Genomic DNA, 25,192 nt, shown 5'->3' on the forward strand with positions numbered 1-25,192 from the left:
TTTAAAGGGACTTTTTTGGGGAGACTGGTTTGCAGCTCGACCTCTCGATTTTCAATCCGAAGGCCAAGTCGCTGATTGGTCTGGATATCAGCTCGTCCGCCGTGAAAATGGTCGAGCTTTCCGGCAGTCCTAAAGATGGGCTTCGCGTCGAGCGATACACTATCGAAGTACTGCCCCGGGATGTGATTGCCGACGGAAACATCGTAAACCTGGAAGCGGCGGCCGAATCGGTCAAGCGTGCCTGGAAGCGTATGGGCACGTCCACGCGCCAGGTCGCCATGGCGCTGCCTGCCGCGGCTGTCATTACCAAGAAAATCATCGTTCCTGCCGGGCAGCGGGAAGAGGAACTGGAGGTGCTCGTCGAGTCCGAGGCCAACCAGTACATTCCTTTTGCCCTGGAAGAAGTCAATCTGGACTTCCAGGTCATCGGCCCGGCGCCGTCTTCCCCTGACGAGGTGGAAGTCCTAATCGCCGCCTCCCGCCGGGAGCGGGTGGAAGACCGGGTGGCAGTGGCGGAAGCCGCCGGTCTGAAGGCCATGGTGATGGACGTTGAATCCTACGCTGCTCTGGCGTCGTTCGAACTGATTGAGCGGCAACTTCCCGACAAGGGGCAGAATCAGGTGGTGGCGATTCTTGATATCGGGGCCAATGTCACCAACCTGACGGTCATGCGCAATGGCCAGCAAGTCTATGCACGGGAGCAGGCCTTCGGTGGTAGCCAGCTGACCCAGGATATCGTCCGGCAATACGGCATGAGCTTTGAAGAGGCTGATGCGGCAAAACGTACGGGAGGCTTGCCGGAAAATTACGAGGCCGAGTTGCTGCGCCCGTTCATGGAAAGCCTGGCCCTGGAAGTTTCCCGCGCGCTGCAGTTCTTCTTCACCTCCACCCAGTTCAGTCAGGTCAATCACCTGGTCTTGGCCGGCGGCTGTGCCGTCATCCCCGGACTGGACGAAGTGGTGGCGGCGCGTACCCAGGTCAATACGCTGGTGGCTAATCCCTTCGCCGGCATGGCTGTTTCCGACCGGGTTCGGCCACGCAGCCTGGTGGCTGATGCTTCTTCGCTAATGGTGGCTTGTGGGCTGGCTTTGCGGAGGTTTGAGGAATGATCCGCATCAATCTACTTCCCCATCGGGAAGAAAAACGCAAGGCACTGCGGCAGCAGTTCTATGCCCTCGCCGGTTTGATTTCCGTATTGGCAGCCCTGATTATCTTCCTGGGGTACACCGTTATCGGCGGCTATATCAGCGCCCAGGAAGAAAAGAACAATTTCCTGAAAAAGGAAATCGCCCTGCTGGACAAGGATATCGACCAGATCAAGGGGCTGAAGGAAAAGACCCAGGCACTGCTGGCGCGCAAGCAGGTGATTGAATCCCTGCAACGGGACCGGGCCGAGGCAGTACGCCTGCTTTCCGAGATGACGACTCAGATCCCGGAAGGGGTCTATCTCAAGAGTCTGAAGCAGGATGGGCCGACAGTCACCATCGGTGGTTATGCCCAGTCCAATGCACGTGTGTCGACTCTGATGCGTAACATCGAAGCGTCGCCCTGGTTGGAAAAGCCCAATCTGATTGAAATCAAGTCGGTGGATGTCGGGCGGCGGCGCTTGAGCGAATTCAGCATGACGCTGGTGCTGACGCGGCCGAATGCCAATGAGATCAAGGAAAAGGAGAAGAAATGAAAAAGCCCCAATTCTCCATTCCCAAGGTTGATTTCCAGCAACTGCTGAATGACTTCCGCACCCTAAATCCCAATGACGTCGGTGCCTGGCCTCTCATTCCCCGCATTACGGTTTTGGCTGGCTTGTTTGCCGGCATCCTGGTGGCGGGCTTCTTTGTAGTGTGGAATGAGCAGTTCAGCACACTAACTGCTCGCCAGGAAGAAGAAGCCAAGCTGAAGGATGAGTATGTCAACAAGCGACGGCAGGCGATCAATCTGAGCTTGTATGAACAACAACTGGATGAAATTGACCGCTCTTTCGGCGCCCTGCTCAAGCAGTTGCCAAACAAGGCGGAGGTGGAATCCCTGTTGGTCGAAATCAACCAGGCCGGATTGGGGCGTGGCTTGGCTTTCGAGTTGTTCAAGCCTGGTCAGGAAGCGGCCAAGGAGTTCTACGCTGAGTTGCCTGTCACCATTAAGTTGATCGGCAATTACCATGACTTGGGTGCGTTCGCCGAAGATATTGGTAAATTGCCGCGGATCGTTACACTCAACAATATTTCCATTACGCCGCAGCCTAAGGATGGTTCTTTGGTGATGGATGCTCTTGCAAAAACTTTCCGTTACCTGGACGAGGAAGAGGTTGCGAAGCAGAAGAAAGCTGCGAAAGATGCTGCCAAAAAAGCCGATGGAGGGAAGAAATGAAATATCTCCCCGGAGTGGCGCTTCTCTTGTCTCTATTGTCCCTGGCCGGCTGCGGCGGGGGGGAGCATGAGGATTTGAAACAGTGGATGAAAGAGTCGACCCAGGATCTAAAGGGGCGGATTGCTCCGCTACCGGAGGTTAAACCCTATGAAGCGGTTGCCTATGGCGTCGCAGGTGTCATGGACCCTTTCAAGGCGGGAAAGCTGGAACCTGAGCACAAAAAGGATGGGGGCGGGTTGGTGCCCGATTTCAATCGCCCTCGGGAGGCGTTGGAATCCTATCCGCTGGAATCGCTGAAGTATGTTGGCTTCCTGGCCCGAGGTAAGGTGGCTAGTGGCGTCATCCTCGCGGACAGCACTGTCCATCAAGTAAAAATCGGCAATTACATGGGCCAGAATTTCGGCATCATCATCAACATAACGGAAGCAGAGGTGACTCTTCGGGAGTTGGTCCAGGATAGTTCCAGTGACTGGATTGAACGGACTAGTACTTTGCAGCTCCAGGGGGCGGAGGTGGCTAAATGAAAACGATAAATTCTTGGTTCCGCAACTTTGTATTTGGCGCGGTGATTGTTTGTGTCCTACCGGTTTCAGCAGAGTCAAATGTAATCGAAGGGGTGAATGTCTCTGCACAAGGCGGTGGGGTCGCTGTAAAAATCAGCTTGCGCCAGCCGCTAACCACTCCTCCGACTAGTTTCAGTATCGCCAGTCCTGCTCGTATTGCATTCGATTTTGCCGATACAGCTAGCGGCATGGATCGAAGCTCAGAGCAGTTCACCGGAGGTGGGGTGCGTGGCGTCAATGTTGTTCAGGCTGGTGGGCGTACCCGTGTGGTGCTGAATCTGCAGTACCCCATGGCTTATGAAAGCCGAGTTGAGGGCAATGCGCTATATGTGACTCTAGCCAAAACAGGGGCGGAGGAAGGTGCTGGTAAAGCCCAGAAATTTGCTGAGCCTAAATATGCAACTACCGTGCACTCCATTCGAGATATCAATTTTCGCAGGGGATCCGGAGGAGAGGGGCGTATCGTCGTTGATCTCAGTGATCCGAATGTAGGCATTGATGTCCGCCAACAGGGGCATATGCTGGTTGTGGATTTTCAGAAAGCCACCTTGCCGGCCAATCTGGCGCGTAAGTTTGACGTTACCGACTTTGCAACCCCTGTGACCGATATTGTGGCGAGTAGCCAAGGTGGGAACGCAAAGATCACTGTTACGCCAAAGGGGCTATGGGAGCATCAAGCCTATCAGGCGGACAATCAGCTCATCATTGAGGTGAAGTCAGTATCAGAAGATCCCAACAAGCTGACTCGCTCGGGCTCTCCCAACGAGTATGGCGGCGACAAGATTTCCCTGAACATCCAGAACACCCCGGTCAAGCAGCTCCTGCAAACGCTTGGAGAGGAGTTTGGCTACAACGTGGTGATGTCCGATACCGTCAGTGGTTCCATTAGCCTACGTTTGCAGAATGTTCCCTGGGATCAGGCATTTGATCTCATTCTGGAGCGGGGCGGGCTGGATAAGCGTAAGCGGGGCACTGTCTTATTGGTGGCTCCGAAAGATGAGCTCCTGAAAAAGGAGGAGTTGGAACTTCAAGCCAAGCAACAGATAAGTGATGTGGAGCCGCTACAGACCGAGACCTTTCAGCTGAACTATCAGCGGGCTGAAGCGTTTCACAAGGTGCTGACAGATGAGAAGCAGCGCATTCTCTCGAAGCGGGGCAGCGCAGTAGTGGATCCTCGGACGAATACCCTTTTCATCCAGGACACCCCGTCTCGTCTTGATGACCTGCGTAAAATCATTGCCAAGACTGACGTTCCGGTTCGGCAGGTGCTGATTGAAGCTCGAATCGTCGAGGCTACCGACAATTTTAGTAAAAATCTGGGTGTTCGCCTTGGTCTGAACGACATTAGCCATCCCCAGAACTACGGGACCGGTCGAGTTCAGTCCAGAATTGGTGGTAGCTTGTCCGATATGGCTCGCAATACCGAGCAGAACCTGTCCAAGGAAACCTACGATCCCACTACCGGAATTGTCACCAAGACCTTCAACTATGATCGTAAGACATTACCGGGTCCGACGGATCTGACCAACATGTCGGCGACAGGGGTGAATTTGCCTGCCACTACGTTGAAGGGTAATACACCCGGGGCGTTCTCCATGATTCTTTTCAACCCGAGTGCAACGCGCTTCTTGAACTTGGAGCTTTCCGCGCTGGAGGTGGATGGCAAAGGCAAGATCGTTTCCAGCCCGCGGGTCATGACCTCGGACCAGACAGAGGCCATCATTGAGCAAGGGGTGGAAATTCCCTATCAGACGGCAACGGCATCAGGGGCTACGGCTATTGCCTGGAAAAAGGCCAATCTGTCGCTCAAGGTTAAGCCCCAGATTACTCCTGATGGTCGGGTGGTGATGTCCTTGGAGATTAACAAGGATGTACCGGATACCACTCTGACCAGCAATTTGGTTGCCATCAAGACCAAGCACGTAAAGACTGATGTCCTGGTGGAAAATGGTGGGACGGTGGTTATCGGCGGCATTTACGAAGAAACCGAGAGCCAGGCAACTAGCCGCATCCCCGTTCTGGGGGACCTGCCTTACGTTGGCTTCCTTTTCCGTAACAAGCGGACGGACCGGGACAAGATTGAGTTGCTGGTCTTCATTACCCCGAAGATCGTTTCCGGAGAACTGGCGCTGCGCTAATTCAGACCGCCCAGCCAGCCGCCCCCGAGTGGCCCGTCAGGGTTCCGGGGGCGGTTTTTTATTGGGCTTGTTTCGGACTTGGTGTCATTCGTTGCGATAACTTTCCGAGGGCTTGAATTCCGAGAAAGTGCCCATATTCAGGATGGCAGGTACCATCGGGGGCGGTTAAGGCCTGCCTACGATCGGGTATAATTCCACTTTTACGGAGTTCTCCATGCCGATTTACGAATACCGTTGCCCGGCCTGCGGCCATCAGCAGGACCACATGCAGAAGATGAGCGATGCCCCCCTCTCCGCCTGTCCCCAGTGCGGCAAGGATGGCTACGCCAAGCAGATTTCTGCGGCTGGCTTCCAGCTCAAGGGCTCCGGTTGGTACGCCACAGATTTCAAGGGTGGCAGCGGCGCGTCCCCCGCGTCCCCCAAGGCCGATAATCCGCCTCCCTGCCAGGGTGGCGACGGAGCATGTGCGTGCGCGGGCAGTTGATCAAACGCTACTTCATCACCGGTCTGTTGATCTGGGTTCCCCTGGCGATTACGGCCTGGGTGCTGAACCTGATCATCGGCACTATGGATCAGTCGTTGCGACTGCTGCCAGAGGCCATCCATCCGCGCAGCATTTTTGGTTTCGATATTCCCGGTGCCGGGGCCATCCTGACGTTGCTGGTCATCCTCTTGACCGGGCTGGCGGCCGCCAATTTCATCGGCCAGAAGCTGGTCCGCTGGTGGGAAAAGCTGCTGGCCCGTATCCCGGTCGTCAATTCCGTCTACAACAGCGTCAAGCAGGTTTCCGACACCCTCTTTTCACAAAGCGGTCAGGCCTTCCGCAAGGCCCTGCTGGTGCAGTATCCGCGTCAGGGTTCGTGGACCATTGCCTTTCTCACCGGCCAGCCCGGGGGCGATGTGGTTAATCATCTGGTGGGGGACTACGTCAGCGTCTATGTCCCCACGACACCCAATCCCACGTCCGGTTTTTTCCTGATGGTGCCCCGGAGCGACACCATCGAGCTGGAAATGAGCGTGGATGAAGCCCTCAAGTACATCATTTCCATGGGGGTGGTGGCGCCACCTGCCCGGCATCTGCCCCGGTCCCAACACTAATTCAACAGCATCAACCTTCTGGACTCACCATGCGTACTCATTACTGCGGACAACTTAATTCCGGCCTGAACGGCCAGGAAGTCACCCTTTGTGGCTGGGCCCACCGGCGGCGTGACCACGGCGGCGTCATCTTCATCGACCTGCGCGACCGGGATGGTCTGGCCCAGGTGGTGTGCGACCCGGATCGTGCTGACATGTTCAAGGTGGCCGAGTCCGTGCGTAACGAGTTCGTGCTGAAAATTACCGGCAAGGTCCGTCCCCGTCCCGAAGGTACGGTCAACACCAATATCGCCAGTGGTGAAATCGAAATCCTTTGCCATGAGATCGAGGTGCTCAATGCCGCAGTGACGCCTCCCTTCCAGTTGGACGACGACAACCTGTCCGAGAACGTGCGCCTGACCAACCGGGTTATCGACCTGCGCCGTCCCCAGATGCAGAAGAACATGATGCTGCGCTACAAGACGGCCATGGCCTTCCGCCGCTTCCTTGACGGCCAGGGCTTCATCGACATTGAAACCCCCATGCTCACCAAGAGCACCCCGGAAGGCGCCCGCGACTACCTGGTGCCCTCCCGCGTGCATCCGGGCCAGTTCTTCGCCCTGCCCCAGTCCCCCCAGCTGTTTAAGCAGATGCTGATGGTGGCCGGCTTCGACCGCTATTACCAGATCACCAAGTGCTTCCGCGACGAAGACCTGCGCGCTGACCGCCAGCCCGAATTCACCCAGGTCGATATCGAGACCTCCTTCCTGACCGAAGACCAGATCACCGCCATCATGGAAGAGATGGTGCGCTACGTCTTCAAGGAAGCCCTGACCGTCGAACTGCCCGCACCCTTCCCGCGCATGAGCTACGCCGAAGCCATGAACCGCTTCGGTTCCGACAAGCCGGATCTGCGCGTTACCCTGGAACTGACCGAAGTCACCGACCTGGTAGCCGACGTGGCCTTCAAGGTCTTCTCCGGTCCGGCCACCAGCGGCGGCCGCGTCGCCGCCCTGCGCGTACCCGGCGGCGCCAGCCTGACTCGGGGCGAGATCGACGAATACACCAAGTTCGTCGGCATCTACGGCGCCAAGGGCCTGGCCTATATCAAGGTCAATGACGCTTCTCAGCCCAACGAGACCGGCCTGCAGTCCCCCATCGTCAAGAACCTGCACGAAGCCGCCCTCAAGGGGATACTGGAGCGCACTGGCGCCCAGTCCGGCGACCTGATTTTCTTCGGCGCCGACAAGACCAAGGTGGTGAACGACGCCCTCGGCGCCCTGCGCGTCAAGCTCGGCCACGAGAAGGGCTACCTCAACGGTAAGGCCTGGGAACCCCTGTGGGTGGTGGACTTCCCCATGTTCGAGTACGACGAGGAAGCCAAGCGCTGGACCGCCTGTCACCACCCCTTCACCAGCCCCAAGGATGGCCACGAGGAATACCTCTTTACCGACCCGGGCAAGTGCTTGGCCAAGGCCTATGACCTGGCCCTCAACGGCTGGGAAATCGGTGGCGGTTCCGTACGGATCCACAAGGCAGAGGTTCAATCCAAGGTCTTCGAAGCCCTGGCCATCGGTGCGGAAGAGCAGCAGCTCAAGTTCGGCTTCCTGCTCGATGCCCTCAAGTACGGTGCGCCTCCCCACGGCGGCCTGGCCTTCGGTCTGGATCGTATCGTCACCATGATGGCCGGCGCCGAATCCATCCGCGACGTCATCGCCTTCCCCAAGACCCAGCGTGCCCAGTGCTTGCTTACCGACGCGCCTTCCGACGTGGACGAAAAGCAGCTCAAGGAGCTGCACATCCGCCTGCGCCAGAAGGTGGAAGCCCAGGTGGAAGTCAGCAAGGGCTGATCCCCCTTTCCTAGGGCTTCATTGTTCAAAGTGCTGCGCCGGATTCTCCCTCTCCTGCTGACCTGCCTGGCCCTGCTGGGCGGGCCGGCGGCCGCGCGGGAATTCCTGCCGCCGGGGTTTGGCGAAGCCACCCTGGCCATTGCTGATCTGCCGCCGGAGGGGCGTCAAACTCTCACCCTGATTCATCGGGGCGGCCCTTTCCCTTACCCCAAGGACGGCAGCACCTTTGGCAATTTCGAGAAACGCCTGCCGCTCAAGGCCCGGGGCTATTACCGGGAGTACACGGTGGATACCCCCGGTGCCCGAAATCGGGGCGCCCGGCGTCTCATCACCGGCGGCCAGCCGCCGGAAGTCTTCTACTACACCGACGACCACTACCGCAGCTTCCGTCGCCTGCGGGACTGAACCATGAGCCCAGCCGCCCGCCAGACCGCCTTTGCCGATTTGCTATCCCGTCCGGAGCAGGCCGGCCCTTACCGCCTGCGCCCTGAGCAGCTGCCTGCCGCGCTGGAGGCTGCACGGCACTTGGGTTTCCAGGTTGCTGAAGTGTCCCTGGGCGTGGATTTTCTGGTGGACCTGGGTCGCCAGCTGGCCTTCCCCGAACATTACGGTGCCAATTTCGACGCCCTCTACGACTGCCTTACCGATGCCCAGGCGATTGCCGCCCAGGGTTGCCTGCTGGCCTTCACTGGTTCGGTGACGGAGCCACAGGATGATGAGGAAGAAAGTCCAGTGGATACCCTGATCGCCGTGCTGCAAGGCGCCAGCGATGAGTGGCGTGAGCAGGACCGGCCCCTGTGGGCCCTCTTTGCCGTATCTGGCTTGCCCCTCGACCCTTTGCCTGTGTGAGGCTGCCACTCCGGCTGCCTGGGCTCCTGACTCCCCCTATTCCGCCCTGGAGGCGACGAGTTATTCGGTGACCGATTTGGCCTCTGCCCCTGCCGCTTTCAAACGGCCTGTTTCCGTGCTGGTGGTCATCCATACGCCTGATCGGCAGGTGCTCCTGCTGGAGCGTGCCTCCCACCCCGGCTACTGGCAGTCGGTGACGGGTAGCCAGGAAGCTGGCGAAGATCTGTCGACAACCGCACAGCGTGAGGTGCAGGAGGAAACGGGTATCGACGTCGTTGGCGAATCCCTCTGCCTACGCGACTGGCAGCGGACCAATACCTACGAAATCTTCCTCGAGTGGCGCCACCGCTACGCCCCCGGCGTCACCCACAACACCGAACACGTCTATTCCATCGAGTTGCCCGCCGTGCGGCCCGTACGCCTGGCGCCTGGTGAGCATCTGGACTATTGCTGGCTGCCGGCTGCCGAGGCGGCAGCGAAGGTTTTTTCCTGGAGCAACCGGGAAGCCATCCTGCAGTTGCCCGGCGCCGCTTCGGACTTCTGACCGCAGCGGCCGGCTGCGATTCCCTATCGATTTGACGGGCGTACTGGCATCCCCGATGCCAGCCGTGCTATCTCTGACCCATTGCCTGTCGGATGCCCGTCATGTTCCGCCTCCCTCTCCGCCTTCTTGTCGCACTCCTGTTGGGCCTGTGCGTATCCACGGCTGCCCTGGCCCATGGTCATCCGGTAGCTGTAGCCGACGATGATCCCGAGGCGCCCCGCCTCAAACTCTGCCTGCAGGCCGAAGCGGTTGCCCTGAACGCCCTGGGCGACCGGGAACGTGGCTTGCCCCTGCGCGCGCCGCCAAGCGGCGTGCCCCACGAGGCATTCCTTGCTGCCCTGGCCGCCCGGGTTCATGCTGAGCCCGGGATACGCAGTCCCAAGTTCGCCCAGAGCTTTGCCCGGGGGCAATGCAACGCCTATTGGGATGCGCAGCACGGTGACAGCGGAGCGCCTTGAAATGGTTTTGGCCACCCCTATATAGGGGCTGAAGGGGCCAGCGTCTCAGGGCAAACCCCGGATGCGCTCGGAGAAACCCGAGTCTTGCCGGGCATCTCCGAAGCGCATTTCCGTAGCCGTTGGCCTCCCTGTTCAATTCTTCAAGGAGTGTCCATCATGAGCCAACACCTGACCCGTTTCGGCCACGCCGGTCTTGATCCCTTGGATGATTTGCTGCGCGGCTTCTTCGTCCGTCCGATGGATGTGCCGCGACAGGAGTCCGTACCCGGCATCCCCATGGACGTGAAGGAGGATGAGCGAACCTACGAGGTGCACGCCGAACTCCCTGGTGTAAAAAAGGAAGACATCCACGTGCATGTGGAAGGCAATACCGTATCCATCGTCGCCGAGGTCAAACAGGCCAGGGAAGGCCGGGAAGGGGAGCGGGTGCTGCGTGCCGAGCGCTACTACGGCAAGGTCAGCCGCTCCTTCTCGCTGGGTCAGGATATTGATGACACCCAAGCGGTAGCCCGCTTCAGCGATGGTGTCCTGGTCCTCACGCTGCCCAAACGCACGGTGGCCAGCGCCAGGCGTCTGGCCATCGACTGAGCGCCGGCGGACAATCGGCATGTCACTGGTGGCGCCACAGGTCCCATGACGGCTAGCCCGGTCTTGCCCGGCCAAGCTAAGGCGAGGCCGGGCCTGCGCTGTGGAAAGGCCGGCACCCGGGTGCCGGCTTTTTCTTTCTCCCCGCTGGCGGGTAGAATTCCCGGGTCTTTCATTCGGGAACCACCATGACCACCCCCAACCCCGCCCAGCAGGCCGCCATCCTGGCCGAAGCCCTGCCCTACATCAAGCGCTTCCACGGCCGCACCATCGTCGTCAAATACGGCGGCAACGCCATGACCGACGAGCACCTGAAGCAGTGTTTCGCCCGCGATGTGGTGCTGCTCAAGCTAGTGGGCATGAATGTGGTGGTGGTACATGGCGGCGGCCCCCAGATCGAAAACATGCTGACCCGGGTGGGCAAGAAGGGCGAGTTCATCCAGGGCATGCGGGTCACCGATGCGGAAACCATGGAAGTGGTGGAAATGGTGCTGGGCGGCCAGGTGAACAAGGATGTGGTGAACCTCATCAACCACGCCGGCGGCAAGGCCGTGGGCCTTACCGGCAAAGACAGCAGCATGATCCGCGCCAAGAAGCTGATGCTGCCCAACAAGGACAATCCCGAAGCCCTCATCGACGTCGGCCAGGTGGGCGACATCGTGCAGGTCGATCCCTCCCTCATCGGCCATCTGGAATCCTCCGGCTTCATTCCGGTGATCGCCCCCATCGGCGTCGGCAAGGATGGCGAGACCTACAACATCAATGCCGACGTGGTGGCCGGCAAGGTGGCCGAGGTGCTGAAGGCCGAAAAACTGGTGCTGCTGACCAACACCCCGGGCGTGCTGGACAAGGCCGGCCAGCTGATCACCGGCATCACCCCCAAACAGATCGACGACATGGTGGAAGACGGAACCCTCTCCGGTGGCATGCTGCCGAAGATCGGCTCCGCCCTCGACGCCGCCCGTAACGGGGTAAAGAGCGTGCATATCATCGACGGCCGGGTGGAACATGCCCTGCTGCTGGAAATTCTCACCGACCACGGTGTCGGCACCATGATCAAGAGCCACTGAGTTGGAAACGACGACCCTGGGCAGCGCGGAATTCCTGGATTTCTTCGACCAGCAATTCGCCGCCCTGGTCGGCGAACACCGGGCGCCCGGCTTTCGCGCCATGCTCGGCGCCCTGGAAGCGCGACCCCGGGAGGGCATCCTGATCGTCGAAACCGGTGGCCTACGCCAGCCCGGCAACTTTGACGGCGACGGCCAAAGCACGGTCATCTTCGATGCCTACGTGCAGTTCCGCCGGGGCCAGCTCCTGAGTGTGGACCTGGACCCGGTCTGTGCCGCCCATACCCGGGATTTCTGCTCGCCCCGTGCCCTGGCGGTGACGGCAGATTCCGTCGCCTTCTTGCACCTGCTCAGCAGCCTGGGGGAATGGCGCCCCATCGACCTGCTCTATCTGGACTCCATGGATCTGGATCAGGACAACCCGGCTCCCTCGGCCCAGCACCATCTCAAGGAACTGGCCGCCATCATGCCGCGCCTGGGGCCTGGCAGTCTGATCGCGGTGGACGACAACCCTTTGGTGCAGGGCAAGCGGCAAGGCAAGGGCTATCTGGTGGAGGAATTCCTCGCCGGCATCGGTGCCCGCAAGCTGTACGACGGCTACCAGATGCTCTGGGAACTGTAGGCTGTGGGCGCTTCATCCCGGGTTTGGATCTTCGATCTCGACAACACCCTGCACAACGCGTCGGCCCACATTTTTCCCCACATCAACCGGGCCATGACGGCCTATATCCAGCGCCACCTGGCCATGGACGAGCCCCAGGCCCAGGCCCTGCGCCAGGACTACTGGCGGCGTTACGGCGCCACCCTGCTGGGTCTGGTCCGCCATCACGCCATCGATCCCCGCCACTTCCTACGGGAAACCCATGACCTGCAGGTCCTGCTGCCTGGTCTGGTGCGCCAGCGGGGCCTCAAGGCCATGCTTGGCCGCCTGCCCGGACGCAAGCTGGTCTTTTCTAACGGCCCCCAGCACTACACCGAGGCACTGCTTGACGCCATGGGCATTGCCGGCTGCTTTGATGCCGCCTATTCGGTGGAGCGGGTGCGCTACCGGCCCAAGCCGGAGCCCCAGTCTTTTCGCCATTTGCTGCGTCAGGAGCGCCTGGTGCCGGCACGCTGCATCATGGTGGAGGACAGTCTGGCCAACCTGGCCACGGCCAAGCAGCTGGGCATGGGCACCGTCTGGGTCGCACCGGAATCCCGGGGGCAGCTACGCCGACCGCCCTATGTGGATGTGCGCCTGCCCAGCATCCTCGACCTGCCGAAGGCCCAGGGGCGCCTGCTTCCCGGTACTGGCTAGTTCAGCTGGTGGGCCGAGAACAGCACGACCTGGCCGGCCACAAAATTGACCCGCACATTTTTCTGCTCGTCCCCCCAGGTGCAGCTGCGCACCCCCAGGGTCTCGTCGCAACGGGCCGGTTCGCCGAGCAGGGCCGTCACTTCCTCATATTTTTGCCCCATCTTCAGCTTGCCGTAGTTTTCCAGGGTCAGCTTGGAACAGGCAGTCAGGGCCAGCACGCCCAGGCTGAGCAGCAGGGTCGGCAACAGTCGCTTCTTCATGGCAGCTCCTTCGCAGAGAAAGTGTGAGGGCAGGAGGGGGCGCCGGGGCAATGCGGGGGCTGGCACATCGGGTGCGAGGGCTGCTGAATGGGCCAGGCAGGGCCTAGCCGTATTGCAGATCCACGTTGGCCGGCGTCAGCCAGTCCCGTAGTGTATCCAGGAGGGCATCATCCGGGCGGACCCGGGCGCTTTCCCCCAGCAATAGCTCGCATTGGGCCACCGGGTTGCTATAGAACAGACGCACCGGGCAGCCATCCGGTTCCCGGAAGGGGGCCAGCAATTCCTGCAGCTTGCGGGCATCGGCCTGGCCGTTCATCGACAGCTTGAGCTGCCGGGCAAAGCGGGTGCGTGCCTCGGGCAGCGTCAGCACGCTGTCGGCGACGATGCGCAGGCCATCGCGGAAGTCGTCCTTGCTTACCTTGCCTTCGATGATGATGGGCTCGTCCACCCGCAACTTGTTGCGGCAGGCGTCGAAGACCTCGCTGTACACCGTCACCTCTAGGGCGTCGCAGCTGCCGTCGTCGAGCAGGATGATGCCCATGCGGCCCCGGTTGGTCATCTTCACCCGCAGATCCATCACCACGCCGGCGAGGGATTGCAATTCCCGCTGAGGGGAAATGTGGTTGAGGGGCTTGCGCACGAAGCGCCGCACCTCGGCCTTGATGGCATCGAAGGGGTGGCCGGAATAGAAGAAGCCCAGGGCCTGTTTTTCTTCCTGCAGGCGCTGTTTCTCGTCCCAGGGGCGGACTGTCACGTACTGGGGCGCCTCGGCCACGGCATCGTCGCCGCTGCCGAACATGTCGAACAGGCCGCCCTGGTGGGCGTGGCGCTCGGCCTGGTCGGCGGCTTCCATGGCGATGCCGACGGAGGCCAGCAACTGGGCGCGGCCGCCGCCCGGGTCCAGGGTGTCAAAGGCACCGGCCCGGATCAGGGCTTCGATGGTACGACGATTCACCAGGCGCTTGTCCACCCGCAGGCAGAAGTCGAAGAGGTCCTTGAAGGGGCCGCTTTCCTGGCGGGCGGCGAGGATGCATTCCACCGCCTGCTGGCCGGTGCCCTTCACCGCGCCCAGGCCGTAGCGGATAGTCTTGGCATCCACCGGCACGAAGCGATAGTCGGAATGGTTCACGTCCGGCGGCAGGACGGTGATGCGGTTCTTCACCGTGTCTTCGTAGAAGATCTTCACGGTGTCCGTGTTGTCCATGTCCGAAGACAGGGTGGCTGCCATGAAGGCCGAGCAGTAGTGCGCCTTGAGCCAGGCCGTATGGTAGGTGACCATGGCGTAGGCGGCGGTGTGGGACTTGTTGAAGCCGTATTCCGCGAACTTTGTCATCAGGTCGAACAGCTGTTCGGCCAGGGCCGGGTCGTAGCCCTTCTTCTTCGCCCCGTCGGCAATGGTCTCCCGGTGCTTGGCCATTTCCTCGGGCTTCTTCTTGCCCATGGCCCGGCGCAGCATGTCGGCGCCGCCCAGGGTGTAGCCCCCGATGATCTGGGAGATCTGCATTACCTGTTCCTGGTACACGATCACCCCGTAGGTGGGGTCCAGGCAGCCCTTCAGGTCCGGGTGGAAATAGTCGATGGCCTGCTGGCCCTTTTTCCGTAGGATGAAGTCGTCCACCATGCCCGAGCCCAGGGGGCCGGGGCGGTAGAGGGCCAGTACGGCGATGATGTCTTCGAAGCGGTCGGGAGCCAGCTTTTTCAGGAGCTTCTTCATGCCCTCCGATTCCACCTGGAAGATTGCCGTGGTGTTGGCTTCCTTGAGGATCTGGTAGGCGGCGGGGTCGGTGAAGGGCAGGGAGAGCAGGTCCAGCTTTTCGCCAGTGAGCCGCTCCACGTATTGCACGGCCAGTTCGATAATGGTCAGGTTGCGCAGACCCAGGAAGTCGAACTTCACCAGGCCGACCTTTTCCACATCGTCCTTGTCGTACTGGCTGACCACCGAGTCGGAGCCGGGCTGGGCATACAGCGGGCAGAAGTCGGTGAGCTTGCCCGGGGCGATGAGTACGCCCCCGGCGTGCATGCCGACGTTGCGGGTCAGGTCCTCCAGCTTCATGGCCAGTGCGAAGAGTTCGGCGACTTCCTCTTCCTCCTCCATCTTCTCCTTCAGCTGGGGCTCCATCTCCAGGGCCTGGGAGAGGGATACCGGCTTGTTGGCTTCCACCGGAATCAGCTTGGACAGGGAATCGCAGAAGTTGTAGGGCAGGTCCAGCACCCGGCCCACGTCCCGGATCACCGCCTTGGAGGACATGGTGCCGAAGGTGGCGATTTGGGAAACCGCATCGACGCCGTACTTGTGCCGGACGTATTCGATCACCTTGTAGCGGTTGTCCTGGCAGAAGTCGATGTCGAAGTCGGGCATGGAGACCCGCTCGGGGTTGAGGAAGCGCTCAAACAGCAGGGCGTACTGCAGCGGGTCCAGGTCCGTAATGCCCAGGCTGTAGGCCACCAGGGAGCCGGCACCGGAGCCCCGGCCCGGGCCTACGGGGACACCGTTGTTCTTGCCCCAGTTGATGAAGTCCGCCACGATCAGGAAGTAGCCGGGGAAGCCCATCTGCACGATGGTCTTGGTCTCGATCTCCAGGCGTTCGTCGTATTCCGGGCGCCGCCGCTGCCGTTCCTCTGGGTCGGGGAAGAGCAGCTCCAGGCGCTTTTCCAAACCTTTCTTCGCCTCGTCGATGAGGTGATCGTCCAGGGTCATGCCTTCCGGCGTGGGGAACTGGGGCAGGAAGTTCTTGCCCAGGGTCAGGGTCAGGCTGCAGCGCCGAGCGATTTCCAGGGTGTTTTCCAGGGCCTCGGGCAGGTCGGCGAAAAGCTCCGCCATTTCGGCCTGGGTCTTGAAATACTGTTGCTCGGTAAACGTTTTGGGCCGGCGCCGGTCTCCCAGCACATAGCCTTCGGCGATGCAGACCCGGGCCTCGTGGGCCTTGAAGTCATCGGGGTCGAGAAACTGGATGGGGTGGGTGGCCACCAGGGGCAGGTCCAGGTCCGCCGCCAGGTCGGCGGTGGCGGCCACCAGCTGTTCCTGTTGCGGATGGCCGGCCCGCTGCACCTCCAGGTAGAAGGCGCCGGGGAAGCGTGCGGCCCATTCCCGGGCCCGTTCCATGGCGGCCTCCCGGTTGCCGGACAGCAGGGCTTCGCCCACGTCGCCATCCTTGGCGCCGGAGAGGGCGATGAGGCCATCGCAGCCCACTTCCTCGAACCACACCCGCTTGATTTCCGCCCGGTCCCGCCGGCCTTCCGCCAGGTAAGCCCGGGACAGCAGTTCGCACAGCTGCAGGTAGCCCTGATGGTTGCGCACCAGCAGTTGCAGGCGGGAGGGGCGATCAGTCTCCTGCTCGTTGGCGATCCACACGTCGGCGCCGGTCACCGGCTTGATGCCCTTGCCGCGGCAGGCGTTGTAGAACTTCACCAGGCCGAAGCAGTTGGCCAGGTCGGTCAGCGCCATGGCCGGTTGGCCATCCTTGACGGCACGGCCCACCGCGTCGTCCAGACGGACGATGCCGTCGGTGACGGAGTACTCGCTGTGGAGCCGGAGGTGGACGAAGCGGGGGGCGGTGCTGGGATCGGTCATGGCCGAATTTTACCCCAGGGGCCGGGGGCGGGTCTGGCTAGCGCAGCCCTTCCGTCAGTTGCTGGCAGAGGGCCGGGTCTTCCAGGGCCTGGAGGAACCAGGCCAGGGCCCGGCCTTCATGGCCGGTGCGCCAGGCCAGGTAGAGCGGGGTGGGGGGCTTGGGGGCGGCGAGGCGGCGGATCACCAGGCGGCCGGCGGCGACCTCCCGCTGGGCCAGCCAGGGGGGGAGGTGGCCCACGCCCAGGCCGGCGGCCTGGGCGGCAGCCTTGCTTTCGATATCCGGCACCCGCAGGGCGTCCTGGCCTTCCAGCAGGCCCGAGGTGCGAGCGGCCAGTTCCCGGGAGGTGTCGGCCAGCACCACAGCGCGGTGCCGTATCTGCTCGCTCACCGGAATGGGTTCCGGTACGGTTGCCAGGGGGTGGTGAGGGGCCAGGGTGAAGACCGAATGCAGGGTGGCCAGGGGGCGGGTGGCGATGCCGCTGCGGGCGGGCATGTCGCCCGGGGCGCCGATCATGAGGTCGGCCCGGCCGGTGGCCAGGGCATCCCAACAGCCGCCCAGGACTTCGTAGGAGAGGCGCAGGCGGGTGCCGTGGCCTTCGGCGTAGTAACGCTGCAACAGGGGCAGGACGCGGTCCATGGGGATGATGGCGTCGACGGCGATGGCCAGCTCCGTTTCCCAGCCCGTGGCCACCTGGCGTACCCGGGCTTCCAGCTCCAGGGCCGCCCGCAGCAGGTGGCGGCCGTCCTCCAGCAGGGTGCGGCCGGCCGGAGTGAGTACGGCGCGGCGGCCGTTCTTCTCGAACAGCGCTACCCCCATGTCGCCTTCCAGTTTCTGTACGGCATGGGAGAGGGCGGAGGGAACCCGGTGCAGGCGCTCGGCTGCGGCGGCGAAGGAGCCCTGGGTGTCGATGGCATCGAGAATCTGCAGGGCGTCGAGGGTCAGGCGCATAGGTGAAATAAATTGATGGAATCGGTTAATTCATTTCGCTGGAATTGGCGTGGAGCCGCACTTAGTATAGGTCTGAAGCATGAATTTAACTGAACATTCGCTGCTGCCATTGCCCGCTATTCGCGTTGGCGTCGGCCGGGGCGGTGAATTCAGGCATTGCCTACGCGGTCCGAACCTGTGCCGTTCCCGTTTTAGTTCTCCTTCTCCCTTTCTCCTCTCCCCGCTTTCGGAGGTTGCCATGATCCAGCTCCGCCCCTCTGCCGCCCGCGGCCAGGCCGACCACGGCTGGCTGCAGGCCCGCCACAGTTTTTCCTTTGCCGATTACCACGACCCCCGGGAAATGGGCTGGGGCGCGCTGCGGGTCATCAACGAAGACCGGGTGGCGCCGGGCACCGGCTTTCCCATGCACGGCCATCGGGACATGGAAATCGTCACCTACATCCTCGCCGGCACCCTGGAGCACAAGGACAGCCTGGGCAACGGCGGCCTCATCCGCCGTGGTGAGGTGCAGCGCATGAGCGCCGGCAAGGGCATCCTGCACAGCGAATTCAATCCCTCCCGGGAGGAGGAAACCCATCTGCTGCAGATCTGGATCGAACCCGCCGCCCGGGGCGGGTCCGCCAGCTACGAGCAGCGCCAGCTATTCACGCAGGAGGCCAGCGGCCGGCTGTTCGTCGTTGCCTCTCCCGATGGCCGCGACGGCAGCACCGTGATCCAGCAGGATGCCCTGCTGCTGGCCGCCCACCTGGAAGCGGGGGAATCCGTCAGCCATGCCCTGGCGCCCGGGCGGCTGGCCTACGTACACGTGATTCGTGGCCAGCTGAGCCTCAACGGCCAGGCCCTGGCGGCGGGCGACGGCGCCAAGATTCACGACGAAGCTTCATTGGTTTTCCGCAACGGCGAGGTCGCCGGCGAGTTCCTGCTGTTCGAGCTGCCGCCCGTGGCCTGAGCGCTTTCGCGCGCTGGCGTTTCCCTTTTTTCTCCCTGGTTCTTCCCCTTTATCCGAAGGAGCAATTGATGGCAAAAATCGCAATCGTCTATCACAGTGGCTACGGCCATACCGCCAAGCAGGCCGAGGCCGTGGCCGCCGGTGTGGCGGGCGTTGAAGGGGCCACCGCCCAGCTGGTGGCCCTGGACGACATCGCCGCCGTGCCCTGGGCCGACCTGGATGCCGCCGATGGCATCATCTTCGGCGCCCCCACCTACATGGGCGGCCCCTCCGCCAAGTTCAAGGAATTCGCCGATGCCTCCTCCAAGGCCTGGTTCACCCGGGCCTGGCAGGACAAGGTGGCCGGCGGCTTCACCAATTCCGCCTCCCTCAACGGCGACAAGCAGGGCACCCTGGGCGCCCTCACTACCCTGGCCCTGCAGCACGGTATGATCTGGGTCAGCCTGGGTCTGTTGCCTGCCAACAGCTCCAAGGCCCAGCGCAATGATGTGAACCGCATGGGGGCCTCCTTCGGCGCCATGGCCCAGTCCGATTCCGACGTCGGCCCCGATGTGGCCCCGCCGGCCGGCGACCTGGAAACCTCTCGCCTCTACGGTGCCCGGGTGGCAGAAACCACCCTGCGCTTCGTGCGCGGCAAGCGCTGATCTATTTGGATCAGCCCGCCGTTTGCCCGGCCGCCTGGTGCGGCCCGGATATTCTTCGGTGCCCTGCCAGACCCCGGCCTTCGTGCCGGGGTTTTTGCTATAGTGGCCGGCGAAAACAAAGGAGGGGAGCTCCATGCACATGATTTCTTCCGTCGCCGACCTCTCGGTCGTGCTGGTGGAACCATCCAACACCCAGGCCCACATCGTCGAGCACTTCCTGCGCAACCTGGGCATCGCCAACATTCAGACCGCTGCCGGAGGTGAGCCTGCCCTGGCCCTCATTCGTCAGGTCAAGCCCTCGGTGGTGATCAGCGCCATGTATCTGCCGGATACCACCGGCACTGAACTGGTGTATGCCATGCGGGCCGATCCGGATCTGGAAATGCTGCCTTTTGTCCTGATCTCCAGCGAAACCCGGCCCCAGGTGCTGGAACCCATCCGCCAGTCCGGCGCCTGCAGCATCCTGCCCAAGCCTTTCACCGAAAAGCAGCTGCTCACCGCCCTGCGGGCCGTGGTGGATTACCTGGAGCCGGAAGGCCAGCTGGAAGTGCCGGTGGATCTGGAAAGCCTGAAGGTGCTGATCGTGGACGACAGCCCGGTGTCCCGCAAATTCCTGCGCCACATCCTGGAAAACCAGGGGATCGAGAATTTCCTCGAGGCCAGCAACGGTAAGGAAGCTGTCGCCATCCTCGGTGAAACCATGGTGGATTTGGTGCTAACGGACTACAACATGCCGGAAATGGACGGCAAGGCCCTGGTCGAATACATCCGCCAGCAGAGCTGGCAGGCCACCGTGCCGGTGCTCATGGTGACCAGCGAATCCAACATGAGCCGTCTGGCCGCCGTGGAGCAGGCCGGCGTCTCCGCCATCTGCGACAAGCCCTTCGATCCCAAGACCGTCAAGGGTCTGATCGAACGGGCCATGTGGGGTTAAGTCCGCTCAAGGCTTGAGCGGGACGGTGGCCAGGGCCGCCGTCTGGGTCACGGGAGCGTTGCTGCGTTGCAGCCGTTCCTGCAATTCGGCCAGTACCTGCTGGCCATCCTGCCGGGAGCGGGCCAGGGAGGTCCGCATCTCGTCCTGCCAGATCAGCTTGGCCGCCTGCTGGCGCCATTGGGCCAGTTGCGGGTTGTGGGCTACATGGTGGTAGTGGTGCAGCCGGTTCATGGTGAACCAGCGATGGGCTTCCGTCTGGTCGGCGGCCACGCCGATACCTTCCTGGTACATCAGGCCCACTTCGTACTGCGCCTGAATGTCGCCCTGCTCGGCCGCCCGCTTGTACCAGCGCAGGGCGGCAGCCAAATCCTCGGGCACACCGTCGGCGTAGCGATACATCAGACCCAGGTTGTATTGGGCATCCCGCACGCCTTTTTCCGCCAATTCCTGCCAGAGGGCGGCAGCTTGCCGGTAGTGCCCCTGGCGATGGGCCTGGGCGGCCTGGGTGAAGCGTTCCGTGTCGGCGTTATCCGCCTGGGCGGCGGCGCTCAGAAACAGGAAGAAAATGCAGGTCAGGTGCCGCAGGCCCATGGAGTGTCCTTTCGTCGCGTGGTTTTCCCCGACCAGGTGCCGGGGAAAACCATTCTATGGACAGGGCCATTGCCGCGGAATGAGACAAATCGCCGCAGCGGCAGGGTGTCGCACCCCGCCCGGGCTCAGCTCTTGGGCAGGCGGCCCATGAGGAAGAACTCGTCGTTGGGGCGCATGCTGGTGAGGTTGGCGAGGCGGTTGGAGAGGGCGAAGAAGGCGGCGATGGCGCCGATGTCCCAGATGTCTTCATCGCTGAAACCGTGTTCCCGCAGGGGCTGAAGGTCGGCGTCGCCCACTTCGGCGGAATGCAGGGCAACCTTCATGGCGAAGTCCAGCATGGCCTTCTGCCGCTGGCTGATATCAGCCTTGCGGTAGTTGATGGCCACCTGGTCGGCCACCAGGGGATTCTTGGCGCGGATGCGCAGGATGGCGCCGTGGGCGACGACGCAGTACTGGCACTGGTTGGCGCCGGAGGTGGCGACCACGATCATTTCCCGCTCGGCCTTGGTCAGGCCGCCGTCCTTTTCCATGAGGGCGTCGTGGTAGGCGAAGAAGGCGCGGAATTCCTCGGGGCGGTGGGCCAGGGTGAGAAAGACATTGGGCACGAAGCCGGCCTTTTCCTGAACTGCGAGAATCTTTTCCCGGATGTCGGCGGGCAGGTCGGCCAGTTCGGGGACGGGGAAGCGGCTGATGGGGTGGGTCATGGAGGTCTCCTGAAGTATTTGCGCTTGTTATGAGGGGTGCCTATTCTAGCCATTCCCCCACCCGCCATGGAGCCCGCCATGAGCCTTCCTTCTCCTCCGCCCCACACCACCCCCGAGTTCGACAGCCTGGTGCCCGCCAGCGGTATGGATCGTCGCACTTTTGTCACCACTGCCATCGCTGCCACCATCGGCACAGGGTTTGCCCTGGCCGTGCAGCCCGTCTGTGCCCAGACCCAGATCAGGACCGACAGCAGCGGCCTCAAAACCGCTACCATCCAGGTACCGGTGGGGCACGAACAGCTTGCCGCCTACTGCGCCCGGCCGGAAAAAGGCGCGCAGTTGCCCACCGTGCTGGTGGTGTCGGAAATTTTCGGTGTGCATGAATACATCCAGGACATCTGCCGCCGCCTGGCCAGGCAGGGTTATCTGGCCATCGCTCCCCAGCTGTTCACTCGTCAGGGTGATCCGGCCACGGTGGACAGCATTCCCAAGTTGATGGAAAGCATCATCGCCAAGGTGCCCGATGCCCAGGTGCTGGGCGACCTGGATGCCTGCGCCGCCTGGGCGGCGAAGCACGGCGGCGATCCGAAACGCCTGGCCATTACCGGCTTTTGCTGGGGTGGGCGCATCACCTGGCTGTACAGCGCCCACAACCCGGCCGTGCGAGCCGGGGTGGCCTGGTATGGCCGACTGGTGGGCAACGTCGGCGAACTAACGCCAAAACACCCGCTGGATGTGGCTTCCAGCCTGAAAACACCGGTACTCGGCCTCTATGGTGGCCAGGATTCAGGCATTCCCCTGGAAACGGTGGAAAAGATGCGGGCCGCCCTCAAGGCGGCCGGCAATGCCTCCGAGATCATCGTCTATCCCGATGCCCCCCACGCCTTCCATGCCGACTACCGGCCCAGCTACCGCCCCGATGCCGCCGCCGATGGCTGGCAGCGACTGCTGGCCTGGCTGAAGCAGCACGGGGTTTAGGGCGTGTAGGCGCCGGTGTGTGAGGTGGCGGGGCGGTGGCGCTAAAGTTGGAACAACTTCTGCTAATTAGCGGTCATTTGGCGATTTCAGCTTCAATCGCCCCCGCAGCCGCCGCCACCGTCTCCACCACTATCGCTACCGCCATCCCCATGGCTGTGACCATGGCTGCTGCTGTGGCTGTTTCCGTGGCTGCTTTCTGACCCGCCGCTGTCGCCACCACAGCCCGTGGCGCCGGAGCAGCCGATATGGCTGGCGCAGTAATCCCCGGGCTGGCCGCGGCCGGCTGCCAGGCAGTCCAGGCGGTAGATGAAGCCATCGGCCAGGCCCAGTTGGGCATCCAGGGCAAAGAGCAGGGGTAGTCGAGCCGGCTTGAGCGGATCAATACCCTCGCGCCGGCAGGCCAGGTGCCACGCCCGTTTCAGGCCATCGCTGGCCTGGGTGGGGCTGCGCATGGCCTGGGCCGGGGTGTGGTGCAGGAAGCGGCCGAAAGCCCGCCGGCAGAAGGCCTGGTAATGCCGGGTGAACAGGGTGAACTCGTGCCAGGCATCGTCCACCGCCTGGGAGGGCATGGCGACCATGCGCCGCCGGGCCAGACGGCACAGGTGGAAATACTCCCGCAGCCCCTGCAAGACCAGCTGGCGCTGGGCCGACGTCCATTCGGGGCGTCGCGCCGCCAGGCGGCGATCCAGCCTCTGCTCGTAGGGATAGGTATCGAGATAGCGCGCCTGGCCGCTTCGGCGCAGGCGGCCGTAGAGCAGGTAGCCGCCGATGAGCAGGGCGGCCAGGAGCGCGATCTGTCCCATTTCAGAGGCCCAGGCAGAGGTACTTTACTTCCAGATATTCCTCCAGACCGTACTTGGAGCCTTCCCGGCCCAGGCCGGATTGCTTGATGCCACCGAAAGGCGCCACTTCGTTGGAGATCAGGCCTGTATTGACGCCCACCATGCCGTATTCCAGGGCTTCGCCGACGCGGAAGATGCGGCCGATATCCCGGGAGTAGAAGTAGGAGGCCAGGCCGAACTCCGTGGCGTTGGCCAGGGCGATGGCTTCTTCCTCGCTCCTGAAGCGGAAGAGGGGGGCCACCGGGCCGAAGGTTTCCTCCCGGGTGACCCGCATTTCCGGGGTCACATCGGCCAGTACGGTGGGCTGGAAGAAGGTGCCGCCCCGGGCGTGGCGCTGGCCACCGGTGAGCACCCGGGCGCCCTTGGCCACGGCATCGGCGATATGGCCTTCCACCTTGGCCAGGGCGTCGGCGTCGATCAGGGGGCCCTGGGTGATGCCGGCCTCCGTGCCTTCTCCCACCTTCAGGGTTGCCACTTTTGCGGCCAGCTTGGCGGCAAAGGCGTCATAAACGCTGTCCTGCACCAGCAGCCGGTTGGCGCAGACACAGGTCTGGCCGGTGTTGCGGTACTTGGAGATCATGGCGCCTTCCACTGCGGCATCCAGGTCGGCGTCGTCGAAGACGATGAAAGGGGCGTTGCCCCCCAGTTCCAGGGAGAGCTTCTTGATGCTGGGGGCGCACTGGCTCATGAGCAGGCGGCCCACTTCGGTGGAGCCGGTGAAGGAGAGCTTGCGCACCGTCGGATTGCTCGTCAGTTCGCCGCCGATCGCCACCGGATCGCCGGTGATGACGTTGAAAACCCCTGCCGTAAAGCCGGCTCGGTGGGCCAGCTCAGCGAGAGCCAGGGCTGTCAGGGGCGTCTGTTCCGCCGGCTTGACCACCACCGTGCAGCCGGCCGCCAGGGCCGGGGCCACCTTGCGGGTGATCATGGCGGCGGGGAAGTTCCAGGGGGTGATGGCGGCACAGACGCCGATGGGCTGCTTGATCACCAGCATGCGCTTGTCCGCGGCCACCGCCGGGATGGTTTCCCCATAGGCCCGTTTGGCTTCCTCAGCGAACCATTCGACGAAGGAGGCGGCGTAGCCTACCTCCCCCTTGGCTTCGCTCAGGGGCTTGCCCTGTTCGCTGGTCATGAGCAGGGCCAGGTCGTCGGCGTGCTGGTTCATCAGCTCGAACCAGCGGCGCAGCACGGCGCCCCGTTCTTTGGCGGTCTTGCCGCGCCAGGCGGGCCAGGCGGCATCGGCGGCGGCAATGGCATCCCGGGTTTCGCCGGCGCCCAGTTTGGGGACCCGGGCCAGTTCGGCGCCGGTGGCGGGGTTGAGCACCGGGAAGGTGGCCTCGCCCGCCACCCACTGGCCGTTGAGGTAGCACTGCTGGCGCAGCAGACTGGGGTCTTGGAGTTTCATCGTTGTCTCTTATATTTTAGTGCTTGAGATATTTGAAAATTCGTCGTTTATACTGAGGGTTATGACTAGAAAGCTCATCTGTTACCTGAGCTTGTCTGCGGCCCTCGCCGGCTGCGGCAGCTTACCGCCATCCTCCCCGGAAAAGCCAGGGGAGCGTGGGGCAGTGGCTGCGCCCCTTTCCGCCAAGGCCCAGGACGTGGTGCTGTATGCCTTTTCCCTGCTCGATACCGGCTATCGCTTCGGCGGCAAGAACCCGGAGGCGGGCCTGGATTGCAGCGGCATGGTCAGCTACATCTATGGCCAGGCGGCGGGCTTGAAGGTGCGGGGCAGCGCCGCCGACATTGCCCGGGGCGGCCGACCGGTGGCCCGACAGTCCCTGCGGCCGGGGGATCTGGTGTTCTTCAACACCATGAACCGGCCCTTCTCCCACGTGGGGATCTACATTGGTGACGACCGCTTCGTGCATGCGCCCTCGACTAATGGCAGAATCCGGATCGACAGCCTGGGCGCCCGCTACTATGCGGAGCGTTTCGAGGCTGCCCGGTCGTACTTCGATTGAAAGTACGGCTGTAA

Annotated in this window: 28 protein-coding genes; 21 read left to right on the plus strand and 7 right to left on the minus strand. The window is 62.5% G+C overall.

The features are described from left to right. Positions 1–29: 29 nt before the first annotated feature. The 16 genes from AZSI13_RS16770 (at position 30) to AZSI13_RS16845 (ending at position 12,792) form a co-directional block, all read left to right on the plus strand. Positions 30–1,109 (plus strand): pilus assembly protein PilM, encoded by a 1,080-nt coding sequence (locus AZSI13_RS16770; protein ID WP_109042338.1) that lies wholly within the window; start codon positions 30–32, stop codon positions 1,107–1,109. Continuing rightward, positions 1,106–1,681, plus strand: a complete 576-nt coding sequence (locus AZSI13_RS16775) for a PilN domain-containing protein (protein ID WP_109042339.1) — start codon at positions 1,106–1,108, stop codon at positions 1,679–1,681. Before AZSI13_RS16770 ends, AZSI13_RS16775 begins: the two co-directional genes overlap by 4 nt. Continuing rightward, positions 1,678–2,364, plus strand: a complete 687-nt coding sequence (locus tag AZSI13_RS16780) for a type 4a pilus biogenesis protein PilO (RefSeq protein ID WP_109042340.1) — start codon at positions 1,678–1,680, stop codon at positions 2,362–2,364. The genes AZSI13_RS16775 and AZSI13_RS16780 overlap by 4 nt, the downstream gene beginning before the upstream one ends. Then, positions 2,361–2,888 (plus strand): pilus assembly protein PilP, encoded by a 528-nt coding sequence (locus AZSI13_RS16785; protein ID WP_109042341.1) that lies wholly within the window; start codon positions 2,361–2,363, stop codon positions 2,886–2,888. Before AZSI13_RS16780 ends, AZSI13_RS16785 begins: the two co-directional genes overlap by 4 nt. Next, positions 2,885–5,065 (plus strand): type IV pilus secretin PilQ, encoded by a 2,181-nt coding sequence (locus AZSI13_RS16790; RefSeq protein ID WP_109042342.1) that lies wholly within the window; start codon positions 2,885–2,887, stop codon positions 5,063–5,065. Before AZSI13_RS16785 ends, AZSI13_RS16790 begins: the two co-directional genes overlap by 4 nt. A gap of 214 nt (positions 5,066–5,279) precedes the next feature. Continuing rightward, positions 5,280–5,549, plus strand: a complete 270-nt coding sequence (locus AZSI13_RS16795) for an FmdB family zinc ribbon protein (protein ID WP_109042343.1) — start codon at positions 5,280–5,282, stop codon at positions 5,547–5,549. Further along, positions 5,528–6,163 carry a DUF502 domain-containing protein gene (locus AZSI13_RS16800; protein WP_369406676.1) on the plus strand — a complete coding sequence of 212 codons (636 nt, stop codon included), beginning with the start codon at positions 5,528–5,530 and terminating at the stop codon, positions 6,161–6,163. Before AZSI13_RS16795 ends, AZSI13_RS16800 begins: the two co-directional genes overlap by 22 nt. 29 nt (positions 6,164–6,192) lie before the next feature. Beyond that, the gene (gene aspS, locus AZSI13_RS16805; RefSeq protein ID WP_109042344.1) at positions 6,193–7,992 is read left to right on the plus strand and encodes an aspartate--tRNA ligase; all 1,800 of its coding nucleotides are present in this window, start codon (positions 6,193–6,195) and stop codon (positions 7,990–7,992) included. Positions 7,993–8,022: 30 nt separating this feature from the next. Next, positions 8,023–8,397, plus strand: a complete 375-nt coding sequence (locus tag AZSI13_RS16810) for a ribonuclease domain-containing protein (protein WP_165833617.1) — start codon at positions 8,023–8,025, stop codon at positions 8,395–8,397. A 3-nt stretch (positions 8,398–8,400) separates the two neighbouring features. Further along, complete coding sequence (locus AZSI13_RS16815) at positions 8,401–8,841, plus strand: barstar family protein (RefSeq protein ID WP_109042345.1); 441 nt, start codon at positions 8,401–8,403, stop codon at positions 8,839–8,841. Between the two features lie 67 nt (positions 8,842–8,908). Continuing rightward, positions 8,909–9,385 (plus strand): dihydroneopterin triphosphate diphosphatase, encoded by a 477-nt coding sequence (nudB, locus tag AZSI13_RS16820; protein ID WP_235609812.1) that lies wholly within the window; start codon positions 8,909–8,911, stop codon positions 9,383–9,385. A 101-nt stretch (positions 9,386–9,486) separates the two neighbouring features. After that, positions 9,487–9,843: a hypothetical protein gene (locus tag AZSI13_RS17410; RefSeq protein WP_133247351.1), complete on the plus strand. Its 357-nt coding sequence runs from the start codon at positions 9,487–9,489 to the stop codon at positions 9,841–9,843. 156 nt (positions 9,844–9,999) lie between these two features. Then, positions 10,000–10,431 carry an Hsp20/alpha crystallin family protein gene (locus AZSI13_RS16830; RefSeq protein WP_109042348.1) on the plus strand — a complete coding sequence of 144 codons (432 nt, stop codon included), beginning with the start codon at positions 10,000–10,002 and terminating at the stop codon, positions 10,429–10,431. A 185-nt stretch (positions 10,432–10,616) separates the two neighbouring features. Next, on the plus strand, positions 10,617–11,498 hold the full coding sequence (argB, locus tag AZSI13_RS16835; RefSeq protein ID WP_109042349.1) for an acetylglutamate kinase: 882 nt from the start codon (positions 10,617–10,619) through the stop codon (positions 11,496–11,498). Between the two features lies 1 nt (position 11,499). Beyond that, positions 11,500–12,117: a hypothetical protein gene (locus AZSI13_RS16840; RefSeq protein ID WP_109042350.1), complete on the plus strand. Its 618-nt coding sequence runs from the start codon at positions 11,500–11,502 to the stop codon at positions 12,115–12,117. A 3-nt stretch (positions 12,118–12,120) separates the two neighbouring features. Further along, positions 12,121–12,792, plus strand: a complete 672-nt coding sequence (locus AZSI13_RS16845) for a pyrimidine 5'-nucleotidase (RefSeq protein ID WP_109042351.1) — start codon at positions 12,121–12,123, stop codon at positions 12,790–12,792. On the opposite strand, the gene AZSI13_RS16850 is transcribed toward AZSI13_RS16845, so the two are convergent. The 3 genes from AZSI13_RS16850 to AZSI13_RS16860 form a co-directional block, all read right to left on the minus strand. Continuing rightward, on the minus strand, positions 12,789–13,052 hold the full coding sequence (locus AZSI13_RS16850) for a hypothetical protein (RefSeq protein ID WP_109042352.1): 264 nt from the start codon (positions 13,050–13,052) through the stop codon (positions 12,789–12,791). The genes AZSI13_RS16845 and AZSI13_RS16850 overlap by 4 nt on opposite strands. A gap of 103 nt (positions 13,053–13,155) precedes the next feature. Beyond that, positions 13,156–16,623 (minus strand): DNA polymerase III subunit alpha, encoded by a 3,468-nt coding sequence (dnaE, locus tag AZSI13_RS16855; protein ID WP_109042353.1) that lies wholly within the window; start codon positions 16,621–16,623, stop codon positions 13,156–13,158. 37 nt (positions 16,624–16,660) lie between these two features. Beyond that, positions 16,661–17,572 carry a LysR family transcriptional regulator gene (locus AZSI13_RS16860; protein ID WP_109042354.1) on the minus strand — a complete coding sequence of 304 codons (912 nt, stop codon included), beginning with the start codon at positions 17,570–17,572 and terminating at the stop codon, positions 16,661–16,663. A gap of 238 nt (positions 17,573–17,810) precedes the next feature. Here AZSI13_RS16860 and AZSI13_RS16865 point away from each other — a divergent pair, with 238 nt between their 5' ends. The 3 genes from AZSI13_RS16865 to AZSI13_RS16875 all read left to right on the plus strand — a co-directional run bounded on the left by AZSI13_RS16865 (position 17,811) and on the right by AZSI13_RS16875 (position 20,099). Next, a complete protein-coding gene (locus AZSI13_RS16865; RefSeq protein ID WP_109042355.1) occupies positions 17,811–18,521 on the plus strand; it encodes a pirin family protein in 711 nt (236 codons plus the stop codon). 68 nt (positions 18,522–18,589) lie between these two features. After that, positions 18,590–19,165, plus strand: coding sequence for a flavodoxin family protein (locus AZSI13_RS16870; protein WP_109042356.1), 576 nt, complete (start codon positions 18,590–18,592; stop codon positions 19,163–19,165). A gap of 133 nt (positions 19,166–19,298) precedes the next feature. Further along, positions 19,299–20,099 carry a response regulator gene (locus AZSI13_RS16875; protein WP_201262426.1) on the plus strand — a complete coding sequence of 267 codons (801 nt, stop codon included), beginning with the start codon at positions 19,299–19,301 and terminating at the stop codon, positions 20,097–20,099. Between the two features lie 6 nt (positions 20,100–20,105). Here AZSI13_RS16875 and AZSI13_RS16880 read toward each other — a convergent pair whose 3' ends face one another. After that, positions 20,106–20,690 (minus strand): tetratricopeptide repeat protein, encoded by a 585-nt coding sequence (locus AZSI13_RS16880; RefSeq protein ID WP_109042357.1) that lies wholly within the window; start codon positions 20,688–20,690, stop codon positions 20,106–20,108. A gap of 125 nt (positions 20,691–20,815) precedes the next feature. Next, positions 20,816–21,394 carry a peroxidase-related enzyme gene (locus tag AZSI13_RS16885; RefSeq protein WP_109042358.1) on the minus strand — a complete coding sequence of 193 codons (579 nt, stop codon included), beginning with the start codon at positions 21,392–21,394 and terminating at the stop codon, positions 20,816–20,818. 78 nt (positions 21,395–21,472) lie between these two features. Here AZSI13_RS16885 and AZSI13_RS16890 point away from each other — a divergent pair, with 78 nt between their 5' ends. Next, positions 21,473–22,372, plus strand: coding sequence for a dienelactone hydrolase family protein (locus AZSI13_RS16890; protein WP_109042359.1), 900 nt, complete (start codon positions 21,473–21,475; stop codon positions 22,370–22,372). 92 nt (positions 22,373–22,464) lie between these two features. On the opposite strand, the gene AZSI13_RS16895 is transcribed toward AZSI13_RS16890, so the two are convergent. Next, a complete protein-coding gene (locus AZSI13_RS16895) occupies positions 22,465–23,175 on the minus strand; it encodes a hypothetical protein (RefSeq protein ID WP_109042360.1) in 711 nt (236 codons plus the stop codon). A gap of 1 nt (position 23,176) precedes the next feature. Further along, the gene (gene gabD, locus AZSI13_RS16900) at positions 23,177–24,619 is read right to left on the minus strand and encodes an NADP-dependent succinate-semialdehyde dehydrogenase (protein WP_109042361.1); all 1,443 of its coding nucleotides are present in this window, start codon (positions 24,617–24,619) and stop codon (positions 23,177–23,179) included. A 163-nt stretch (positions 24,620–24,782) separates the two neighbouring features. Between gabD and AZSI13_RS16905 the strand changes: the two genes are divergently transcribed. Then, a complete protein-coding gene (locus tag AZSI13_RS16905) occupies positions 24,783–25,178 on the plus strand; it encodes a C40 family peptidase (RefSeq protein ID WP_235609813.1) in 396 nt (131 codons plus the stop codon). The last annotated feature ends 14 nt before the right edge of the window (positions 25,179–25,192 follow it).

The sequence above is a fragment of the Azospira sp. I13 genome (assembly GCF_003112695.1).
Taxonomy (GTDB): Bacteria; Pseudomonadota; Gammaproteobacteria; order Burkholderiales; family Rhodocyclaceae; genus Azospira.